This is a genomic window from Pseudomonas sp. (assembly GCF_026224925.1).
Taxonomy (GTDB): domain Bacteria; phylum Pseudomonadota; class Gammaproteobacteria; order Pseudomonadales; family Pseudomonadaceae; genus Aquipseudomonas.
This window is the reverse complement of sequence record NZ_JAMFRV010000006.1, coordinates 1-15,704: the sequence shown is the minus strand read 5'-3', so window position 1 is coordinate 15,704 and position 15,704 is coordinate 1. Positions and strand designations below refer to the sequence as shown.

The 15,704-nt window shown below is 56.9% G+C and carries 12 protein-coding genes; 2 read left to right on the top strand and 10 right to left on the bottom strand.

What is annotated here, in order from left to right; genetic code table 11:
• A partial coding sequence (locus M0974_RS00420; RefSeq protein ID WP_297831167.1) for an acetyl-CoA C-acetyltransferase occupies window positions 1-1,142 on the bottom strand: 1,142 nt, incomplete at its 3' end.
• Window positions 1,143-1,207: 65 nt separating this feature from the next.
• Window positions 1,208-1,954 (bottom strand): acetoacetyl-CoA reductase, encoded by a 747-nt coding sequence (gene phbB, locus M0974_RS00415; protein ID WP_297831164.1) that lies wholly within the window; start codon window positions 1,952-1,954, stop codon window positions 1,208-1,210.
• A 233-nt stretch (window positions 1,955-2,187) separates the two neighbouring features.
• Here phbB and M0974_RS00410 point away from each other — a divergent pair, with 233 nt between their 5' ends.
• Window positions 2,188-3,237 carry an AraC family transcriptional regulator gene (locus tag M0974_RS00410; RefSeq protein WP_367278925.1) on the top strand — a complete coding sequence of 350 codons (1,050 nt, stop codon included), beginning with the start codon at window positions 2,188-2,190 and terminating at the stop codon, window positions 3,235-3,237.
• 53 nt (window positions 3,238-3,290) lie between these two features.
• On the opposite strand, the gene M0974_RS00405 is transcribed toward M0974_RS00410, so the two are convergent.
• A complete protein-coding gene (locus tag M0974_RS00405; protein ID WP_297831159.1) occupies window positions 3,291-5,132 on the bottom strand; it encodes a DUF3141 domain-containing protein in 1,842 nt (613 codons plus the stop codon).
• A 264-nt stretch (window positions 5,133-5,396) separates the two neighbouring features.
• Here M0974_RS00405 and phaP point away from each other — a divergent pair, with 264 nt between their 5' ends.
• On the top strand, window positions 5,397-5,954 hold the full coding sequence (phaP, locus tag M0974_RS00400) for a TIGR01841 family phasin (RefSeq protein ID WP_297831156.1): 558 nt from the start codon (window positions 5,397-5,399) through the stop codon (window positions 5,952-5,954).
• A gap of 44 nt (window positions 5,955-5,998) precedes the next feature.
• Here phaP and phaR read toward each other — a convergent pair whose 3' ends face one another.
• The 7 genes from phaR to M0974_RS00365 form a co-directional block, all read right to left on the bottom strand.
• On the bottom strand, window positions 5,999-6,523 hold the full coding sequence (phaR, locus tag M0974_RS00395; RefSeq protein WP_297831153.1) for a polyhydroxyalkanoate synthesis repressor PhaR: 525 nt from the start codon (window positions 6,521-6,523) through the stop codon (window positions 5,999-6,001).
• A gap of 214 nt (window positions 6,524-6,737) precedes the next feature.
• Window positions 6,738-7,532 (bottom strand): enoyl-ACP reductase FabI, encoded by a 795-nt coding sequence (gene fabI, locus M0974_RS00390; RefSeq protein ID WP_297831151.1) that lies wholly within the window; start codon window positions 7,530-7,532, stop codon window positions 6,738-6,740.
• Between the two features lie 18 nt (window positions 7,533-7,550).
• Entirely contained in the window at window positions 7,551-9,161 is a 1,611-nt protein-coding gene (locus M0974_RS00385) for an ABC transporter ATP-binding protein (protein ID WP_297831148.1), read from the bottom strand.
• 1 nt (window position 9,162) lies between these two features.
• Window positions 9,163-10,182 carry an ABC transporter permease gene (locus M0974_RS00380; RefSeq protein ID WP_297831145.1) on the bottom strand — a complete coding sequence of 340 codons (1,020 nt, stop codon included), beginning with the start codon at window positions 10,180-10,182 and terminating at the stop codon, window positions 9,163-9,165.
• A 1-nt stretch (window position 10,183) separates the two neighbouring features.
• Window positions 10,184-11,257, bottom strand: coding sequence for a microcin C ABC transporter permease YejB (locus M0974_RS00375; RefSeq protein WP_297831141.1), 1,074 nt, complete (start codon window positions 11,255-11,257; stop codon window positions 10,184-10,186).
• Window positions 11,258-13,123: an extracellular solute-binding protein gene (locus tag M0974_RS00370; RefSeq protein ID WP_297831139.1), complete on the bottom strand. Its 1,866-nt coding sequence runs from the start codon at window positions 13,121-13,123 to the stop codon at window positions 11,258-11,260. It lies immediately after the preceding gene.
• On the bottom strand, window positions 13,120-14,949 hold the full coding sequence (locus M0974_RS00365) for an extracellular solute-binding protein (protein WP_297831136.1): 1,830 nt from the start codon (window positions 14,947-14,949) through the stop codon (window positions 13,120-13,122). Before M0974_RS00365 ends, M0974_RS00370 begins: the two co-directional genes overlap by 4 nt.
• Window positions 14,950-15,704 lie beyond the last annotated feature (755 nt).

Sequence of the window (15,704 nt, the reverse complement as noted above, 5' to 3'; positions counted from 1 at the left end):
CCGATGCACAAGGTGGCGAGGCCTTTCTTTCCGTCGCGGCGGATCAGTTCGTGCAGCAGCGACACCAATATCCGCGCCCCTGACGCTCCGATCGGGTGGCCCAACGCGATCGCGCCACCGTTGACGTTGACCTTGCTGGTGTCCCAACCCAACTCTTGGCCAACGGCGAGAGACTGTGCTGCAAAGGCTTCGTTGGCTTCGATCAGGTCCAGGTCATCCACACTCCAACCTGCTTTTTCCAAGGTACGACGTGTGGCCGGGACGGGGCCGATACCCATGATTGCCGGGTCTACGCCTGCACTGGCATAGGCTTTGATCCGTGCCAGGATCGGTAAGCCCAGGGCCTGTGCTTTGGCAGCGCTGGCCAGTAGCAAAACAGCTGCCCCGTCATTGAGCGTTGAGGAATTGCCAGCCGTTACACTTCCGTCTTTTTGGAAGGCTGCTTTGAGTTTCCCCAAGGCTTGTGCGGTGCTGTCGGCGCGCGGCTGTTCATCCGTATCGAAGACCAGCGGATCGCCTTTGCGCTGGGGGATCAGGATCGGGGTGATCTCGCTCTTGAATCGCCCAGCCTCTATGGCAGCCACGGTCTTCTGTTGCGAGGCCGCGGCGAAGGCGTCTTGCTCCTCGCGACTAATGCTGTACTTTTGCGCCAGGTTCTCGGCGGTGATGCCCATGTGGTAATCGTTGAAGGCGTCCCACAGGCCATCTTGAATCATGCTGTCGAGCAGTTGTGCATGGCCCATGCGCAGACCTGTGCGTGCTTTGGGCAGCACATAAGGGGCCAGACTCATGTTTTCCTGGCCGCCTGCGATCACTAACTCTGCGTCACCGCAACGGATCGCCTGAACGGCGAGCTGGACGGCCTTTAGGCCGGAGCCGCAGACCTTGTTCAAGGTCAGGGCGGGGGTAGTGTGCGGTAAGCCAGCTTTGATCGCGGTTTGGCGGGCGGGGTTTTGTCCTGCACCGGCACTGAGTACTTGGCCGAGGATCACCTCATCTATCTGAGCGGCATCGATACCCGTCTGTTGCAGCAGACGGCGAATCACGGCGGCGCCCAGTTCAGTGGCGGGGATTGCGCAAAGAGCACCCTGGAAGCTGCCGATGGCGGTACGCGTAGCGGCAAGGATTACGACTTCGTTCATGCATAGCCTCATTGGAAAGACAGAAATTGTCGAACAGGAACGGGGCATCCATGCCCCGGGGAGTGCTACTGCATGTTCATGCCGCCGTTTACCGAGAAGTCGGCACCGGTGCTGTAGGCGGATTCTTCAGAGGCCAGCCACGCCACCATCGATGCGATTTCTTCGGGCCTGCCAAGACGGCCGACCGGGGTTCCCGCGATCATGGTGTCGAGAATGTCCTGGCGTATCGCCGCGGTCATCGTGGTCTGGATGTAGCCGGGAGAGACCGTATTGACGGTCACACCCTTGCCGGAGACTTCGCGGGCCAAGGCCATGGTGAAGCCATGGATGCCAGCCTTGGCAGCGGAGTAGTTGGTCTGGCCGAACTGGCCGCGCTGGCCGTTGATCGAGGAGATATTGATGATCCGCCCCCACCCTTGGGCCAACATGCCTTCAATGACTTGCTTGGTGGTGTTGAACAAGCCGGTCAGGTTGGTCCCTATCACGGTGTTCCAGTCTTGCGGGGTGATCTTGCGAAACGAGGCGTCGCGGGTGATCCCGGCATTGTTGACCAGCACGGCGACCGGGCCGATGTTTTCACGCACCATTTCAAAGGTGTTGCGGGTTGATTCCCAATCGGTGATGTCGGTATCGACACACTCGAAGTGATACCCGGCCTCCAGTTGGCTTGCCATCCAGTCATTCTTGCGGCTGGAATTGGGACTGCAGCCAACAACGACCCTGAATCCATCCTTGTATAGGCGTTGGCTGATTGCTGTGCCAATGCCACCCATTCCACCGGTTACCACAGCTATACGATTGTGAGAGTTCATGCTGTTCCCTGTTTTTTTGTGCGCTGCAAGATAAATCATTGTTCAGCATCAACAGGTGCGGTGGAAGTGTTTGGAGGTGACTGCTTGGTGTCCATTGGCGCCATATGCGTTTGGCGCATTGATTGAGGCGTGGGTGCCAATGACCGGTATCCGAAAGTCCACTAGCATGAGTTCCAGAGCTGGCTCGTAATGGCTCCACAATAAGGACTTGGCCAATGGCCGGTGAGGGTGCCATGTATAGAGTGAGTACGGGCTATGCCAATGTGCTAGTGAACACGCTCTCGGCTGAAGGCTTGGACGCGACTGCTTTGTGTCAGGAGGCAGGGCTCGATATGAGAACCCTGAGTTTGCCGGCAGCTTTTTGTCGGAGAAGTACTATTTATCGGCTGTGGGATTTGGCGGCTCACGCGTCTGGTGATCTGGATATCGGCTTGAAAGCCTACGACCATGTCCACCCCGGCAGTTTCCAGATCGTGGGATATACGATGATGTCCAGCTTGAATCTGAAACGCGCCCTTGAGCGTCTGGTTCGTTTCAGCCCATTGATCGGTACTGGATTCAGCCTGTTCTTTGTTGAGGAGCAGCAAAACTATCGCCTGTCCGGACTTGATCTCCAGCAATACGATTCGGTTAAACCCCGGCAGTACACCGATGCGGGTCTGGCTTCGCTGCTGGGTTTCTGCCGCTGGCTTACGGGTGGAAATCTACCGCAACCGCTGAGTGTGGGGTTCACCTATCTGGAGCCGGAGGATACGTCGGAGCATCAGCGCCTTTTTGGTTGTCCGTTGGTTTTTGGGGCTGCCTACGACAGCATTGTGTTCGATGGGGGTGAGTTACTGCATCCTTTGAGTATGGCGAATGAGGCGTTGGCCATACTCCATGACAGTATTGCCGAAGCTCAGTTGGAGCTGTTGGTCGGCTGCTCTGTTCTTGGCCGAATTCGTTCTCTGATCACTCAGCGCTTAAGTCTCGGGCAGGGGCCCTACGATATGGAGTCGATAGCGGCCGCGCTCAATGTCAGCAAGAGAACCCTTCAGCGGGCGCTGGAGAGGAATGGCACGCAATACAAAGATGTCTTGAGCGATCTGCGCCGGCAAATGGCTGAATTCTATTTGTGCCACTCTCATTACAATATGAAACACGTCGCCTATCTTCTCGGATTTCACGACCACAGTAGTTTTCATAAAGCCTGCAGCCGTTGGTTCGGCATGCCCCCCGGTCAATACCGTGTCGATGATTTCGTGCTCAGGATTGAGCAAGTCAAACCTCGTCTGGCAGGGTAGTCCCTGGCCACAGTCCTGCGTGTTTCGGCGGGCTCCTTTTGGTTGCAAGGCATTTACGCGGGGGGATGGGCGCCGGTTAGGGCACTCAGCCCGCCATACACGCTGTAGAAGCACAGTTCCTGAGCGGCGTCCCGGAGATCACGGTAAGCGTTCAGGGCGTCTTGCGTCTGGTTGGAAAACAGCTCCTGCCAGGCCAGCAGTGGGTTGTCCTTGTGTGCGGGACGACGATCGCTGCGTACCTGATCGGCGGTACCAACAAGCCACCAGAGTGCCGGATTCAGACTGCTCCATACCACTTGTTGCTGATGAAAAGGTTGCGCCTTGCGCATCAGTTCGGCGGTGGGCTCATTGATCGCCTGACGCATCCAGGGACGTACGAACCATTCATAAAGCGTGCTGTTGATTTCAGAGGCGCGATCTACCAGCGCGAACTCGCGATCGTCATCACGCGTCGACCCTTTATCGCCGTGGATATCGGCGATTCGTCTGGGCTCGAATCGCACTGAGTATTGCGCACTGTCGCTGCCTGATGAGTCAGGGAGGTCATCGATCAGCAGTTCATACAGTCCCGCCGCAAGCGTATTTATGGCCTCGACGGCCCCCAGTAATTCACGGTGTTCACGTCGGGCCACCTTGCCGGAAACAAAGATGCCCAAGTGGCCGATGCTGGCATGTTGCAGGTAGACAATGGTGCGTCCAGCGCTCCGCAAAGCAAGATCGGTGGGATAGACATCAGAGATCCAGTCCAGTGCTTGTTGTGGGGAGGTAATGTTGTCGCCATAAGAACAGAACACCACCACCGGTACTTCTATCTGCTTCAGGTCAAACCCGATGCTTTTGCTTCCGGGGCCGCCGGACAGATGGTTGCCGATAAAAAGGTCGTCGACAATCATCTCGATTTCTTCACCATTGAGCAGTGTCGGGCTACCCCACCAACGCTCAAAATCGAGAAAGCGCAGCGCCTCGCTATCGATTTCGCGAAACAGATGGTAGTACTTGCCCCAATAGGTATTGGCCGGGTCCAGATTTTCGAAATTGCTGACCAGCCAGGTACCGTCGAAGCGGCCATTGCCCAGATCGCTGCCCAAGCGCGTCATCCAGGCTCCGCCCAACAGGCCTCCGGCATAGCGCATTGGGTTGCGTCCATTGACCCCGGCCCAGTACGACAACGGTGCGCCATTGATGATGACCAACCCCGGCAGCTCCGGGCGCGCCGCAGCGATTCCCATTAAGGCCCAGCCGGCCTGGCAGTTGCCGATAAGGATGGGTTTGGCGCTGGCGGGATGGAGGGCGCTGACTATTTCGATGAAGTGGGCTTGGGCTTTGGCAATGTCGGCAAGCGTTTGCCCGGGTTGAGGCGCGTGACTGAACGCGATGAAGTAGGTGGGGTGCCCGGCCCTGAGACTTTCGCCAATCTCCGAGTCTTGCTTGAAGCCGCCGATGCCTGAGCCGTGGCCACCACGCGGATCAATGATGATGACGGGCCGACGGTTGTTGTCGATCGTTTGCTCGGGCCCGGGGAGAATGCGCAATAGCGAATAGTTGACCGGACGGGGCAGGTCGGTGCCGGCCATCAACGTTTTGTGCTCGAATTTGAGCAGTAGCGGATATCCAGCGCGCTCATGGGCCAGGGTGTTGTCGCCACGCTGGCGTAGTGTGTCCCAGAACAACAGGGTGCGTTGGCCGAGGTCGGTGACGTATTCCACCCAGTCATCTGCGGTGGCGGACGTGAGTTGACCCTGGTGCAGAGGGGTAAAGCTGGTTTCCTGGCGCTGGCGAAAAGCGTTGAGGATGTTCTGGGTATTCAGGTGTTGCAGATGGCTCAGGTGTTCGAACACATGCTGCTGTGACGAAGGGTGGGGTTCTTGCTCTGCAAAAAAATATTTCTGGTCCATTATTTTCCCTTGGCGCGCGCGCGAGGGGCAGCGGTTTGTCATACCTATGCACCCATTTCTGGCTCTGTCTGGTGGATTTATTTAAATTGCGATGAGCTTTTATAGCGAAGAGTGGCGGCGTTAGTAAAGGTTTTTGTGCGGCGCACAAAAAAAGATTGCCAAATAAATTTGTGCGCCGCAACATAGGGTCAACGCGATGACTCAGCAGGTCCGACTATCGCGTCTCAGGCCCAAGTCGGCCTTCTATTGCCAGGAGATTCACGCATGTCTTTTTTTGATTCGGAAAAGTTGCAGAGCAGCCAAAAAGCCAACCTCGATCTTCTGCAGCAAATCAGCGGAAAGATTTTCGAGAGCGTTGAACAGTTCAGTCAGTTGCAGTTCAAGGCGTTGCGGGCCTCAAGCGAAGAACACTTTGACGGGTTTCGCAAGCTGTTGGCAGTACGCGATCCTCAAGGGTTCGCGGCGCTGCAGGCTTCTTTTACCCAGCCGAATGTGTACGCCGAGCGACTGGCTGAGTTCAATCGCCAAGTGCAAGCGCTGGTCACGGGTACCCAGTCAGAAATCGCAAAATTGACCACGCGTCAGGTCGAGACAGGCACCCAGCAAGCGCAAGAGTTCGTTGAGGTCATCAGCAAGAACGCACCGGCTGGCGCCGAGCCTGTTGTAGCCGCGTTCAAGTCGACGCTGGCGAATGCGGGTAGCGTTTACGAAAACGTGCAGAAGACCGTCAAACAGGCTGCTGACATTGCCCAGAGCGGTTTCGACGCAGCGACCTCCGCCACTGGCAAAGCCACGTCGGGCAAGGCTGCTGGCAACAAGTAAAGTCAAGTCAACGTAAGAGCGGGGCTGTACCGATGGCGATGGGGTTACTCCCCATCGCCATTTTTTTTACGTCCGCCGCCGGCTCCTGGCGGGGTGCCACCGAACAAGCCGAACAGGTTCTGCGTGTTCAGATAGAGGGCCTTTGACTGGTCGACGTATTGGCGCATCAAGTCTTGCATTACCGGGGCCTGCTGATGCATGAACTCGGTCCAGGCTTCAGACGACTGCGCGCCGGTTTGAGACTGAATGTCGATGACCGCCTGGATGCTTTTATCCAGGTAACTGCCGAGGACGCCTTGGTAGGGACCGTAGAATTGAATAATCCCCAAGAGCATCTCGCTGGAGAAGATGGGTTCACCGCCACTTTCGGCGTCTAGAATTACCTGCAGCAAGATGCTTCGAGTCAGGTCCTCGCCGCTCTTGGCGTCGATCACTTGGAACGGAACTTTATCGACGACCAACTGACGTATATCCGCAAGGGTCAGATGACTGCTGGTGTGCGTGTCATACAGGCGGCGATTCGGATATTTCTTGATCAGGCGGGTATTGTTCCGACTGTTATCTGTCATGGGGGGCTTCTCACTTCGAGCCGGATATGCAGGCATCTTAACCTACTCTCGCCTCGGCTGCGGACCGGTGTTGTGCTGGCGGGTTGTGCGCAAATCTTCAATTTCTTTTCGGATATTGATTGCCAACAAAAAGCCCGCGACTCAGTGTGATGAGTCGCGGGCTTTTTTGCTGCTGACCCATGCGTCGTTCAGGAGAAACGACACACCTGGAAGACTACTCTTCGAGGTTGCCCATCGCGGTGGTGTTGAAACCGCCGTCGACGTACATGATCTCACCGCTGATGCCGGACGCCAGGTCCGAGCACAAGAAGGCGCCGGCGTTGCCGACTTCATCGATGGTCACGTTGCGACGCAGCGGAGTTTGCGCTTCGTTGGCAGCGAGCATTTTGCGGAAGTTCTTGATACCAGAAGCCGCCAAGGTACGGATCGGGCCAGCCGATACCGCGTTGACGCGTGTGCCTTCCGGGCCAAGGCTACCAGCCAGGTAACGTACACCCGCTTCCAGGCTGGCTTTAGCCATGCCCATCACGTTGTAGTTAGGCATGGTGCGCTCTGCGCCCAGGTACGACAGGGTCAACAGGCTGCCATTGCGGCCTTTCATCATTTCGCGACCGGCTTTAGCCAAGGCCACGAAGCTGTAGGCGCTGATGTCGTGAGCGATGCGGAAGCCTTCGCGGGTGGTCGCTTGAGTGAAGTCACCGTCAAGCTGGTCACCCGGTGCGAAGCCTACGGAGTGAACGATCACGTCCAGGCCGTCCCACTTTTTGCCCAGTTCTTCAAAGACCTTGGCGATCTCTTCGTCGCTGGCCACGTCGCAAGGGAAGCACAGCTCAGGGTTTGAACCCCAGCCTGCGGCGAACTCTTCGACACGACCTTTCAGTTTTTCGTTCTGATACGTGAAGGCCAGCTCTGCGCCCTCGCGGTGCATGGCGGCAGCGATGCCGGATGCGATGGACAGTTTGCTAGCGACACCGACGATCAGGACGCGCTTACCAGCGAGAAAACCCATGTGTTGTTCCTCTTCAGGTTAATCGACAGCTACCGGCGCCAAAAAGGCGGCCTCCAGCAGCTGCTGTGTATAGGGATGTTGCGGCGCGGCAAAAATACTTCGCGCAGCACCTTGCTCAACGACTTGCCCTTGCTTGATCACCATCAACTGGTGGCTCAACGCTTTGACTACCGCCAGGTCATGGCTGATAAACAAATAGGTCAGGTTGTACTTTTTTTGCAGTGACCTCAGTAGCTCCACTACTTGACGCTGAACGGTCCGGTCGAGCGCCGAAGTGGGCTCGTCCAGCAAAATCAGCGCCGGTTTTAACACTAATGCACGGGCAATGGCGATTCTCTGCCGCTGCCCACCAGAAAATTCGTGGGGGTAGCGGTACCGGGTTTCCGGGTCCAGACCTACCTCCTTCAGCGCCTCAATGATCGCGCTTTCTTGCTCCGCTGGGGTGCCCATGCGATGAATGCGCAGGCCTTCACCAACGATCTCGCTCACACACATGCGCGGGCTCAGGCTGCCAAACGGGTCCTGAAACACCACCTGCATTTGCCGACGCAGCGGACGTATCTGCTGCTGCGTCAGGCAGTCTAGCGTTTTACCCTGAAACCGTATGGTGCCCTGACTGCCGATCAGCCGCAAAATCGCCAAACCCATGGTCGATTTGCCCGAGCCACTTTCGCCGACAATTCCCAGTGTTTGCCCCTGGAGCAAACTGAAATTGACCCCGTCCACCGCTTTAACGTGATCGACGGTGTGCTTGAACAGGCCTTTCTTGATCGGAAACCAGACACGCAGGTCTTCGACTTCGAGCAGCGGGGCGCCTGCAACCGTGTTCGCCGGACCACCGCTAGGCTCGGCGCCCAGCAGTTCTTGGGTATACGGATGCTGCGGTGAATCGAACAGTTGTTCACAGGACGCTTGTTCGACGATGCAACCGCGCTGCATGACACATACCCGGTGGGCAATTTGCCGAACCAGGTTCAAATCATGACTGATCAGCAGCAATGCCATGCCCAATCGGGCCTGCAGTTCTTTGAGCAGTTCGAGGATTTTCAGCTGCACTGTCACGTCGAGGGCCGTGGTCGGTTCGTCGGCGATCAACAGCTCAGGTTCGTTGGCCAGGGCCATGGCAATCATTACACGCTGGCGCTGACCGCCTGAAAGCTCGTGTGGCAGTGCTTTGAGTCTTTTGTGTGGATCATTGATGCCAACCAGCTCAAGCAGCTCCAGCGTGCGCAGAGTGGCTGCTTTGCCCTGCAGCCCCTTATGCAGGCCAAGCACTTCGTTGACCTGCTTCTCGATGGATTGCAGCGGGTTCAGCGAGGTCATGGGCTCTTGAAAGATCATCGCAATCCGATTGCCACGGATGCCGCGCAAGCGTTTCTCGCTAAGTGTCAGTAAGTCATGCCCGGCGTATTCAATCGTGCCGCTGGGATGGCGCGCCAGTGGGTAGGGCAGCAGGCGCAGAATCGAGTGCGCGATGACTGACTTGCCCGAGCCGCTTTCGCCGACCAGCGCCAGGGTCTCGCCGCGACGAATATCGAAACTGATGCCTTCGACCACACGGTGGACTTGTCCATCGGCGACAAACTCCACGGCGAGATCGCGGACTTCGATCAAATTGTCCTTGTTCATCTCATTTCCTTGGGTCGAAAGCGTCGCGGGCGGATTCGCCAATGAACACTAGCAAGCTGAGCATCAGGGCCAGCACGGCGAACGCGCTGATCCCCAGCCATGGCGCCTGCAAATTGGATTTACCTTGTGCCACCAGTTCTCCCAACGAAGGGGAGCCGGCAGGCAGGCCAAAACCGAGGAAGTCCAGCGCGGTCAATGTGCCGATGGCCCCGGTGAGGATGAACGGCATGAAGGTCATGGTCGAAACCATCGCGTTGGGCAGGATATGACGGAACATGATCGCCACGTTTTGCATGCCCAAGGCCCGGGCGGCGCGTACGTACTCAAGGTTGCGTCCACGCAGAAACTCGGCGCGCACCACATCCACCAGGCTCATCCAGGAAAACAACAGCATGATCCCCAGCAGCCACCAGAAGTTGGGTTGAACGAAGCTGGCTAGAATGATCAACAGGTACAGCACCGGCAAGCCTGACCAGACTTCCAGGAAACGCTGCCCAACCAAATCCACCCAACCGCCGTAAAAACCCTGCAACGCGCCGGCAATCACCCCGACGATTGAGCTGAGAATCGTCAGCGTTAACGCGAACAGCACCGAAACGCGGAAGCCGTAGATCACCCGCGCCAGTACGTCGCGGCCTTGGTCGTCAGTGCCAAAATAGTTCTCCGACGACGGCGGCCCAGGCGCAGGAACCTTCAGGTCATAGTTGATGCTTTGGTAGCTAAACGGAATCGGTGCCCACAAGGTCCAGGCATTTTTCGCCTTCATTAATTCCTTGATGTAGTGGCTTTTGTAGTTGGCTTCCAAGGGGAATTCGCCGCCGAAGGTGGTTTCCGGGTAACGCTTGAACACCGGGAAATACCATTCGCCGTCGTAGCGCACAGCCAGCGGTTTGTCGTTGGCGATCAATTCGGCGCCCAGGCTCAAGCCGAACAGAACCAGGAACAGCCACAGTGACCACCAACCACGCTTGTTGGATTTGAAGCGGGCGAAGCGGCGGCGATTGAGAGGCGAGAGCGTCATATCAATGCTCCCTGCTTTCGAAGTCAATGCGCGGATCGACCAGCGTATAGGTGATGTCACCGATCAATTTCACCACCAACCCAAGCAACGTAAAGATAAACAGCGTGCCGAACACCACGGGATAATCGCGGTTGATGGCGGCTTCGAAACTCATCAGGCCCAGGCCGTCGAGGGAGAAAATTACTTCCACCAGCAACGAGCCGGTGAAGAAGATGCCAATGAACGCAGACGGGAAACCGGCGATAACCAACAGCATGGCGTTACGGAATACATGGCCATACAAGACGGCCCGCTGGCTCAAGCCTTTGGCTTTTGCAGTGATCACGTATTGCTTGCCGATCTCGTCGAGAAAGCTGTTTTTTGTCAGCAAGGTCATGGTCGCGAAGTTGCCAATCACCAGTGCCGTCACTGGCAGTGCCAGGTGCCAGAAGTAATCGAGAATTTTACCGCCCCAACTCAATTCGTCGAAGTTATTCGAGGTCAGGCCGCGTAACGGAAACCAGTCGAAATAACTGCCGCCGGCGAACACCACAATCAACAGGATCGCAAACAGGAACGCCGGAATCGCATAGCCGATGATAATCGCGGTGCTGGTCCACACGTCAAAATGGCTGCCGTGCCGCGTGGCCTTGGCGATCCCCAGCGGAATCGACACCAGGTACATGATCAGCGTGCTCCACAGCCCGAGGGAGATAGAGACTGGCATCTTCTCTTTGATCAGGTCGATGACTTTGGCATCACGGAAAAAACTGTCGCCGAAATCCAGCGTGGCGTAGTTTTTGATCATGATCCACAGGCGTTCGGGTGCCGACTTGTCGAAACCGTACAAGTGCTCGATCTCTTTCACCAGTGCCGGGTCCAGGCCTTGGGCGCCGCGGTAGCTGGAGCCTGCCACTGATACTTCAGCGCCGCCGCCGGCAATGCGGCTGGTGGCGCCGTCAAAGCCTTCGATCTTGGCGATCATCTGTTCTACGGGGCCGCCAGGGGCTGCCTGGATGATCACGAAGTTGATCAGCAATATGCCGAACAGCGTGGGAATAATCAGCAGCAAGCGCCGAGAAATGTAGGCCAGCATTTATTGCTCCACGCTCGCCGGCTTGGCTTGCTCAGGGGTTTGGCCGGGAATAGGCACAGGAATAGCGGGCGTGGCGTCAGGTTTTACCCACCAGGTCGAAGGTGCCACATCGTACAAAGCTGTGGTTTTTGGGTGGCCAATATGGTCCCAATACGCCACGCGCCAAGTTTTGATGTGCCAGTTCGGGATGACGTAATAACCCCAAAGCAGCGCGCGGTCCAGTGCCCGAGCGTGAGTGATCAGGCTTTGTCGTGAGTCGGCGTTGATCAGACCCTCGACTAAGGTGTCTATAGCAGGGTCTTTTAAACCGATGAAATTGCGGCTACCCGGTTTGTCTGCGCTGGATGAATCCCAGTATTCCCGTTGCTCGTTACCCGGCGAGCTGGATTGTGGGAAACCGCTGACGATCATGTCGAAATCACGGGAACGCAGGCGATTGACGTACTGCGACACATCGACCCGGCGCAACACGAAATCGATACCGAGGTCACTGAGGTTGCGCTTGAACGGCAGCAAGATTCGTTCGAACTCGGTTTGCGCCAGCAGGAATTCGATGTGCACCGGCTTGCCCTGGGCGTCGACCATCTTGTCGCCGACGATGCGCCATCCCGCTTCCTGCAATAGCTCGAATGCTTTTCGCTGTTGTGGGCGAATCATCCCGCTGCCGTCGGTTACCGGTAGCTTGAATTCATCAGTAAAAACTTTATCCGGGACCTTACCGCGCAACGGTTCGAGAATGGCCAGTTCGTCCTTTGACGGCAACCCGCGAGATGCCATCTCGGAATTGTCGAAATAGCTGTTGGTCCGCGTGTAGGCACCGTTGAACAACTGTTTGTTGGTCCATTCGAAGTCCAGCAGCAGGCTCAGCGCTTCACGCACCTTCGGGGCCTGGAATATCGGCCGGCGCACATTAAACACGAAACCTTGCATCCCGGTGGGGTTGCCGTTGGGGATTTCTTCCTTGATCAGCCGCCCAGCCTTGACTGCCGGGGTGTTGTAGGCGGTGGCCCAGTTTTTCGCGCTGATCTCCAGCCAGTAATCGAACTGGCCAGCCTTCATGGCTTCCAGGGCGACGGTGTTGTCCCGGTAATAGTCGAAGGTCATGGCGTCAAAATTGTAAAAACCTTTATTCACCGGCAGGTCCTTGCCCCAGTAGTCCTTGACGCGCTCGTAACGGATAGAGCGTCCGGCCTTGACCTCGGCGACCTTGTACGGGCCGCTGCCCAGCGGGATCTCAAGGTTGCCCTTGCTGAAATCGCGGTTCTCCCACCAATGCTTCGGCAGCACTGGAATCTGGCCGAGGATTAATGGCAACTCGCGGTTGTTGCTGTGCTTGAACTTGAACAACACCCGCAGTGGGTCTTCGGCGATAACTTGATCGACATCGGCGTAATAGCCCCGAAACATCGGCGCACCGCTTTTGATCAAGGTCTGAAAACTGAACACCACGTCTTCGGCGCGGATGGGATGGCCGTCGTGGAAGTGAGCTTCCGGGCGCAGGTAGAAACGCACCCAGCTGTTGTCCGGGGCCTTTTCGATTTTACCGGCAATCAGACCGTATTCGGTGAACGGCTCATCCAGTCCCTGGCGGGCGAGGGTGTCGTAGATCATGCCGATATCGTCGGCTGCCACACCCTTGTTGATGAAGGGGTTGAGGCTGTCGAAACCACCGAAACCGGCTTGGCGAAAGGTGCCGCCTTTGGGCGCGTCTGGATTGACGTAATCGAAGTGCTTGTAGTCCGCCGGGTATTTCGGCGCTTCGTTATAGAGGGTCACAGCGTGTTCTGGGGCGGCTTGCGTGGCGCAGGCCAAGCCCATTAAAACGATGCTGCTGGCCTGCATCAGCAGGGCGCGCATAACGGTCATTGAATCTTCTCCATGGGCTTTAGCCACCACGCGCGCAATCCCAGGGTGTAGGGCGGGGTGGTGACCATGACGAACCGGTTGCGGTACGCCAGGCGATGATAGTCGAGGTACCAGTTGGGAATGCTGTAGTGCTGCCACAACAGCACTCTATCCATAGCGCGGGTGGCGGCGAGTTGCTCGTCATTGGTTTTCGCTGCGAGCAATTTATCCAGCAGGCTGTCGATCACCGGGCTGGAGATGCCGGCGTAGTTCTTGCTGCCTTTGACCGTGGCCTGGCTGGAGTGAAAGTATTGCCATTGCTCAAGGCCGGGGCTCAGGGACTGGTTCAGGGTCATTGAAATCATGTCGAAATCGAACTGGTCCAGGCGTTGTTTGTATTGGGCGCGATCCACGGTACGTAGGCGAGCCTCGATGCCGATCCGCGACAAGTCTTCAATGTAGGGCTGCAAAATGCGCTCGAGGTTCGGGTTCACCAGCAATATTTCGAAGCGCAACGGCTGGCCTTGGCGGTTCAACAAGCGTTGGTCGGTCAGCGTCCAGCCGGCTTCGGCGAACAGTGCCAGTACTCGGCGCAAGGTTTCCCGGGGAATACCTCCACCGTCAGTTTTCGATACGCTGAATGGCTGAGTAAACAGGTTTGGCGGTAGTTGATTGCGCCACTGGGCCAGCATCAGCCATTCACGCCCTGCCGGCAGGCCGGAAGCGGCGAATTCGCTGTTGGGGTAGTAGCTCATCGAGCGCGTGTAGGCATTACTGAACAGCGTGCGGTTAGTCCATTCGAAGTTGAACATCAAGCTGAGTGCTTCGCGGACCTTCACGTCGGCAAAGGTGCTGCGCCGAGTATTCATGAAAAACCCTTGGCTTTGCGTCGGGATCTTGTGCTGGATTTGAGCCTTGATCACCTCTCCATGGGCCACCGCCGGAAAGGTGTAGCCGGTTGACCAATTCTTGGCCTGGTGCTCGATATAGATATCAAACTCGTTGGCCTTGAACGCTTCGAACGCCACGTCGCTGTCCCGGTAAAACTCGACCTCGACCCGGTTGAAATTGTACTTGCCCCGGTTGACCGGCAGGTCTTTGCCCCACCAGTCCTTGACCCGCTCAAACACCAGGCGCCTGCCGGGCTGCACGTGGGTGATCCGGTACGGGCCACTGCCTACGGGCGGCTCGAAGGTGGTGGCCTTGAAGTCGCGGTTTTTCCAGTAGTGCTGCGGCAGCACCGGCAACTCGCCCAGGCGCAGAATAAGCAGTGGGTTACCGGCCCGCTTGAACACAAAACGAATTCGATGCCGTCCAAGAATGTCCACCCGCGCCACTTCTTGCAGGCTGGTGCGGTACTGCGGATGGCCTTCTTTGAGCAGCAACCTATAGGAAAACGCCACGTCGTAGGCGGTGATCGCCTTGCCATCATTAAAGCGTGCCTGCGGACGTAGATTGAACACCACCCAACTGCGGTCGTCGCTGTATTCGACCGATTGTGCGATCAGGCCATAACTGGAAGTGGGCTCGTCGCCAGACGGGTCGTATTGGCCAGTGCCGACCATTAACGGCTCGTTAAGCTCGTTAACGCCGTATTGCAGGAAGTTCGGTGTCGAAATCGGGCTGCTGCCCTTGAAAGTATAGGGGTTGAGCGTGTCGAAGGTGCCAAACGCCATGATGCGTAAGGTGCCCCCCTTCGGCGCCTCGGGGTTGACCCAGTCGAAGTGAGTAAAACTGGCTGGGTACTTGAGTGCGCCGAACTGCGCATAGCCATGGCTTTCGCTGATGGTAGCGCCTGCGGAAAAGCTCAATACCAGACTGACGAAGAGCAGGAGGGTACGTATCAAATCTGAATCGGACTCAGGCGGCTTGGGCTTCTGAGGGCGGTACAGTAACAGCTTGTATGGGTTGGAAAAAGGTTGGAGACAAGGCCCTGCGGTTCTGCTGGTTTAGGGGTTAGGGTCAAGGGCGTGTTTTGTGTTGGCGTTGGGTTAGTGTGTACATCCGGCGTTTGTGGTTGCTGGGGGTAATGGTTTCGCTCTTACAGCGAGTCACTTTTTCAAACGACAAAAAGTAACCAAAAGTCTGTGCCCCACCATGGGTCTCGCTACGCTCAACTTCCCTCGCTGCGCTCGGCCTCTATGGTTTTACGGGGCAATTAATGGAGGCCTCCGGCCTGCTGTTTTGGGAGCCAACATCAAAAGCGGGTCTGCGTTATGGCTGCTGGTTTGTTTGGACGCCGTCTCCCGGCTTCTGGCCGGCAGGCCGTGGGAGCGAATTTATTCGCGATCGGCTGCGCAGCAGCCGTAGGTTGGTTGATGCGGTTTTGACCGTTGCAATTGTATTTGCCGGTTTGGGACCGCTTCGCGGTCCATCGCGAATGAATTCGTTCCCATAGGGGTTTCAGGATTTTCAGAGGTTTCAGAGCTTTTGATCTGCCTTTCGGATCTCGAGTGTATTGAATATCAAATTACGGAAAAGAGGCCCCGTTAGACCATGCGGCCGGAGTAAGGGAATTCCGAGCCTAGGCGAGGAACTGTATGGTGGGGCCAGCCCTTTTTGCGGTTCGGCGCCCCGACGTTTGAAAAAGGTTCCTCGCTGT

Bases quoted from the DNA above. Each gene is read 5' to 3' on its own strand.
- phbB (WP_297831164.1), bottom strand. From the start codon at position 1,954: ATGAACTCTCACAATCGTATAGCTGTGGTAACCGGTGGAATGGGTGGC.
- M0974_RS00410 (WP_367278925.1), top strand. From the start codon at position 2,188: ATGTATAGAGTGAGTACGGGCTATGCCAATGTGCTAGTGAACACGCTC.
- M0974_RS00405 (WP_297831159.1), bottom strand. From the start codon at position 5,132: ATGGACCAGAAATATTTTTTTGCAGAGCAAGAACCCCACCCTTCGTCA.
- phaP (WP_297831156.1), top strand. From the start codon at position 5,397: ATGTCTTTTTTTGATTCGGAAAAGTTGCAGAGCAGCCAAAAAGCCAAC.
- phaR (WP_297831153.1), bottom strand. From the start codon at position 6,523: ATGACAGATAACAGTCGGAACAATACCCGCCTGATCAAGAAATATCCG.
- fabI (WP_297831151.1), bottom strand. From the start codon at position 7,532: ATGGGTTTTCTCGCTGGTAAGCGCGTCCTGATCGTCGGTGTCGCTAGC.
- M0974_RS00385 (WP_297831148.1), bottom strand. From the start codon at position 9,161: ATGAACAAGGACAATTTGATCGAAGTCCGCGATCTCGCCGTGGAGTTT.
- M0974_RS00380 (WP_297831145.1), bottom strand. From the start codon at position 10,182: ATGACGCTCTCGCCTCTCAATCGCCGCCGCTTCGCCCGCTTCAAATCC.
- M0974_RS00375 (WP_297831141.1), bottom strand. From the start codon at position 11,257: ATGCTGGCCTACATTTCTCGGCGCTTGCTGCTGATTATTCCCACGCTG.
- M0974_RS00370 (WP_297831139.1), bottom strand. From the start codon at position 13,123: ATGACCGTTATGCGCGCCCTGCTGATGCAGGCCAGCAGCATCGTTTTA.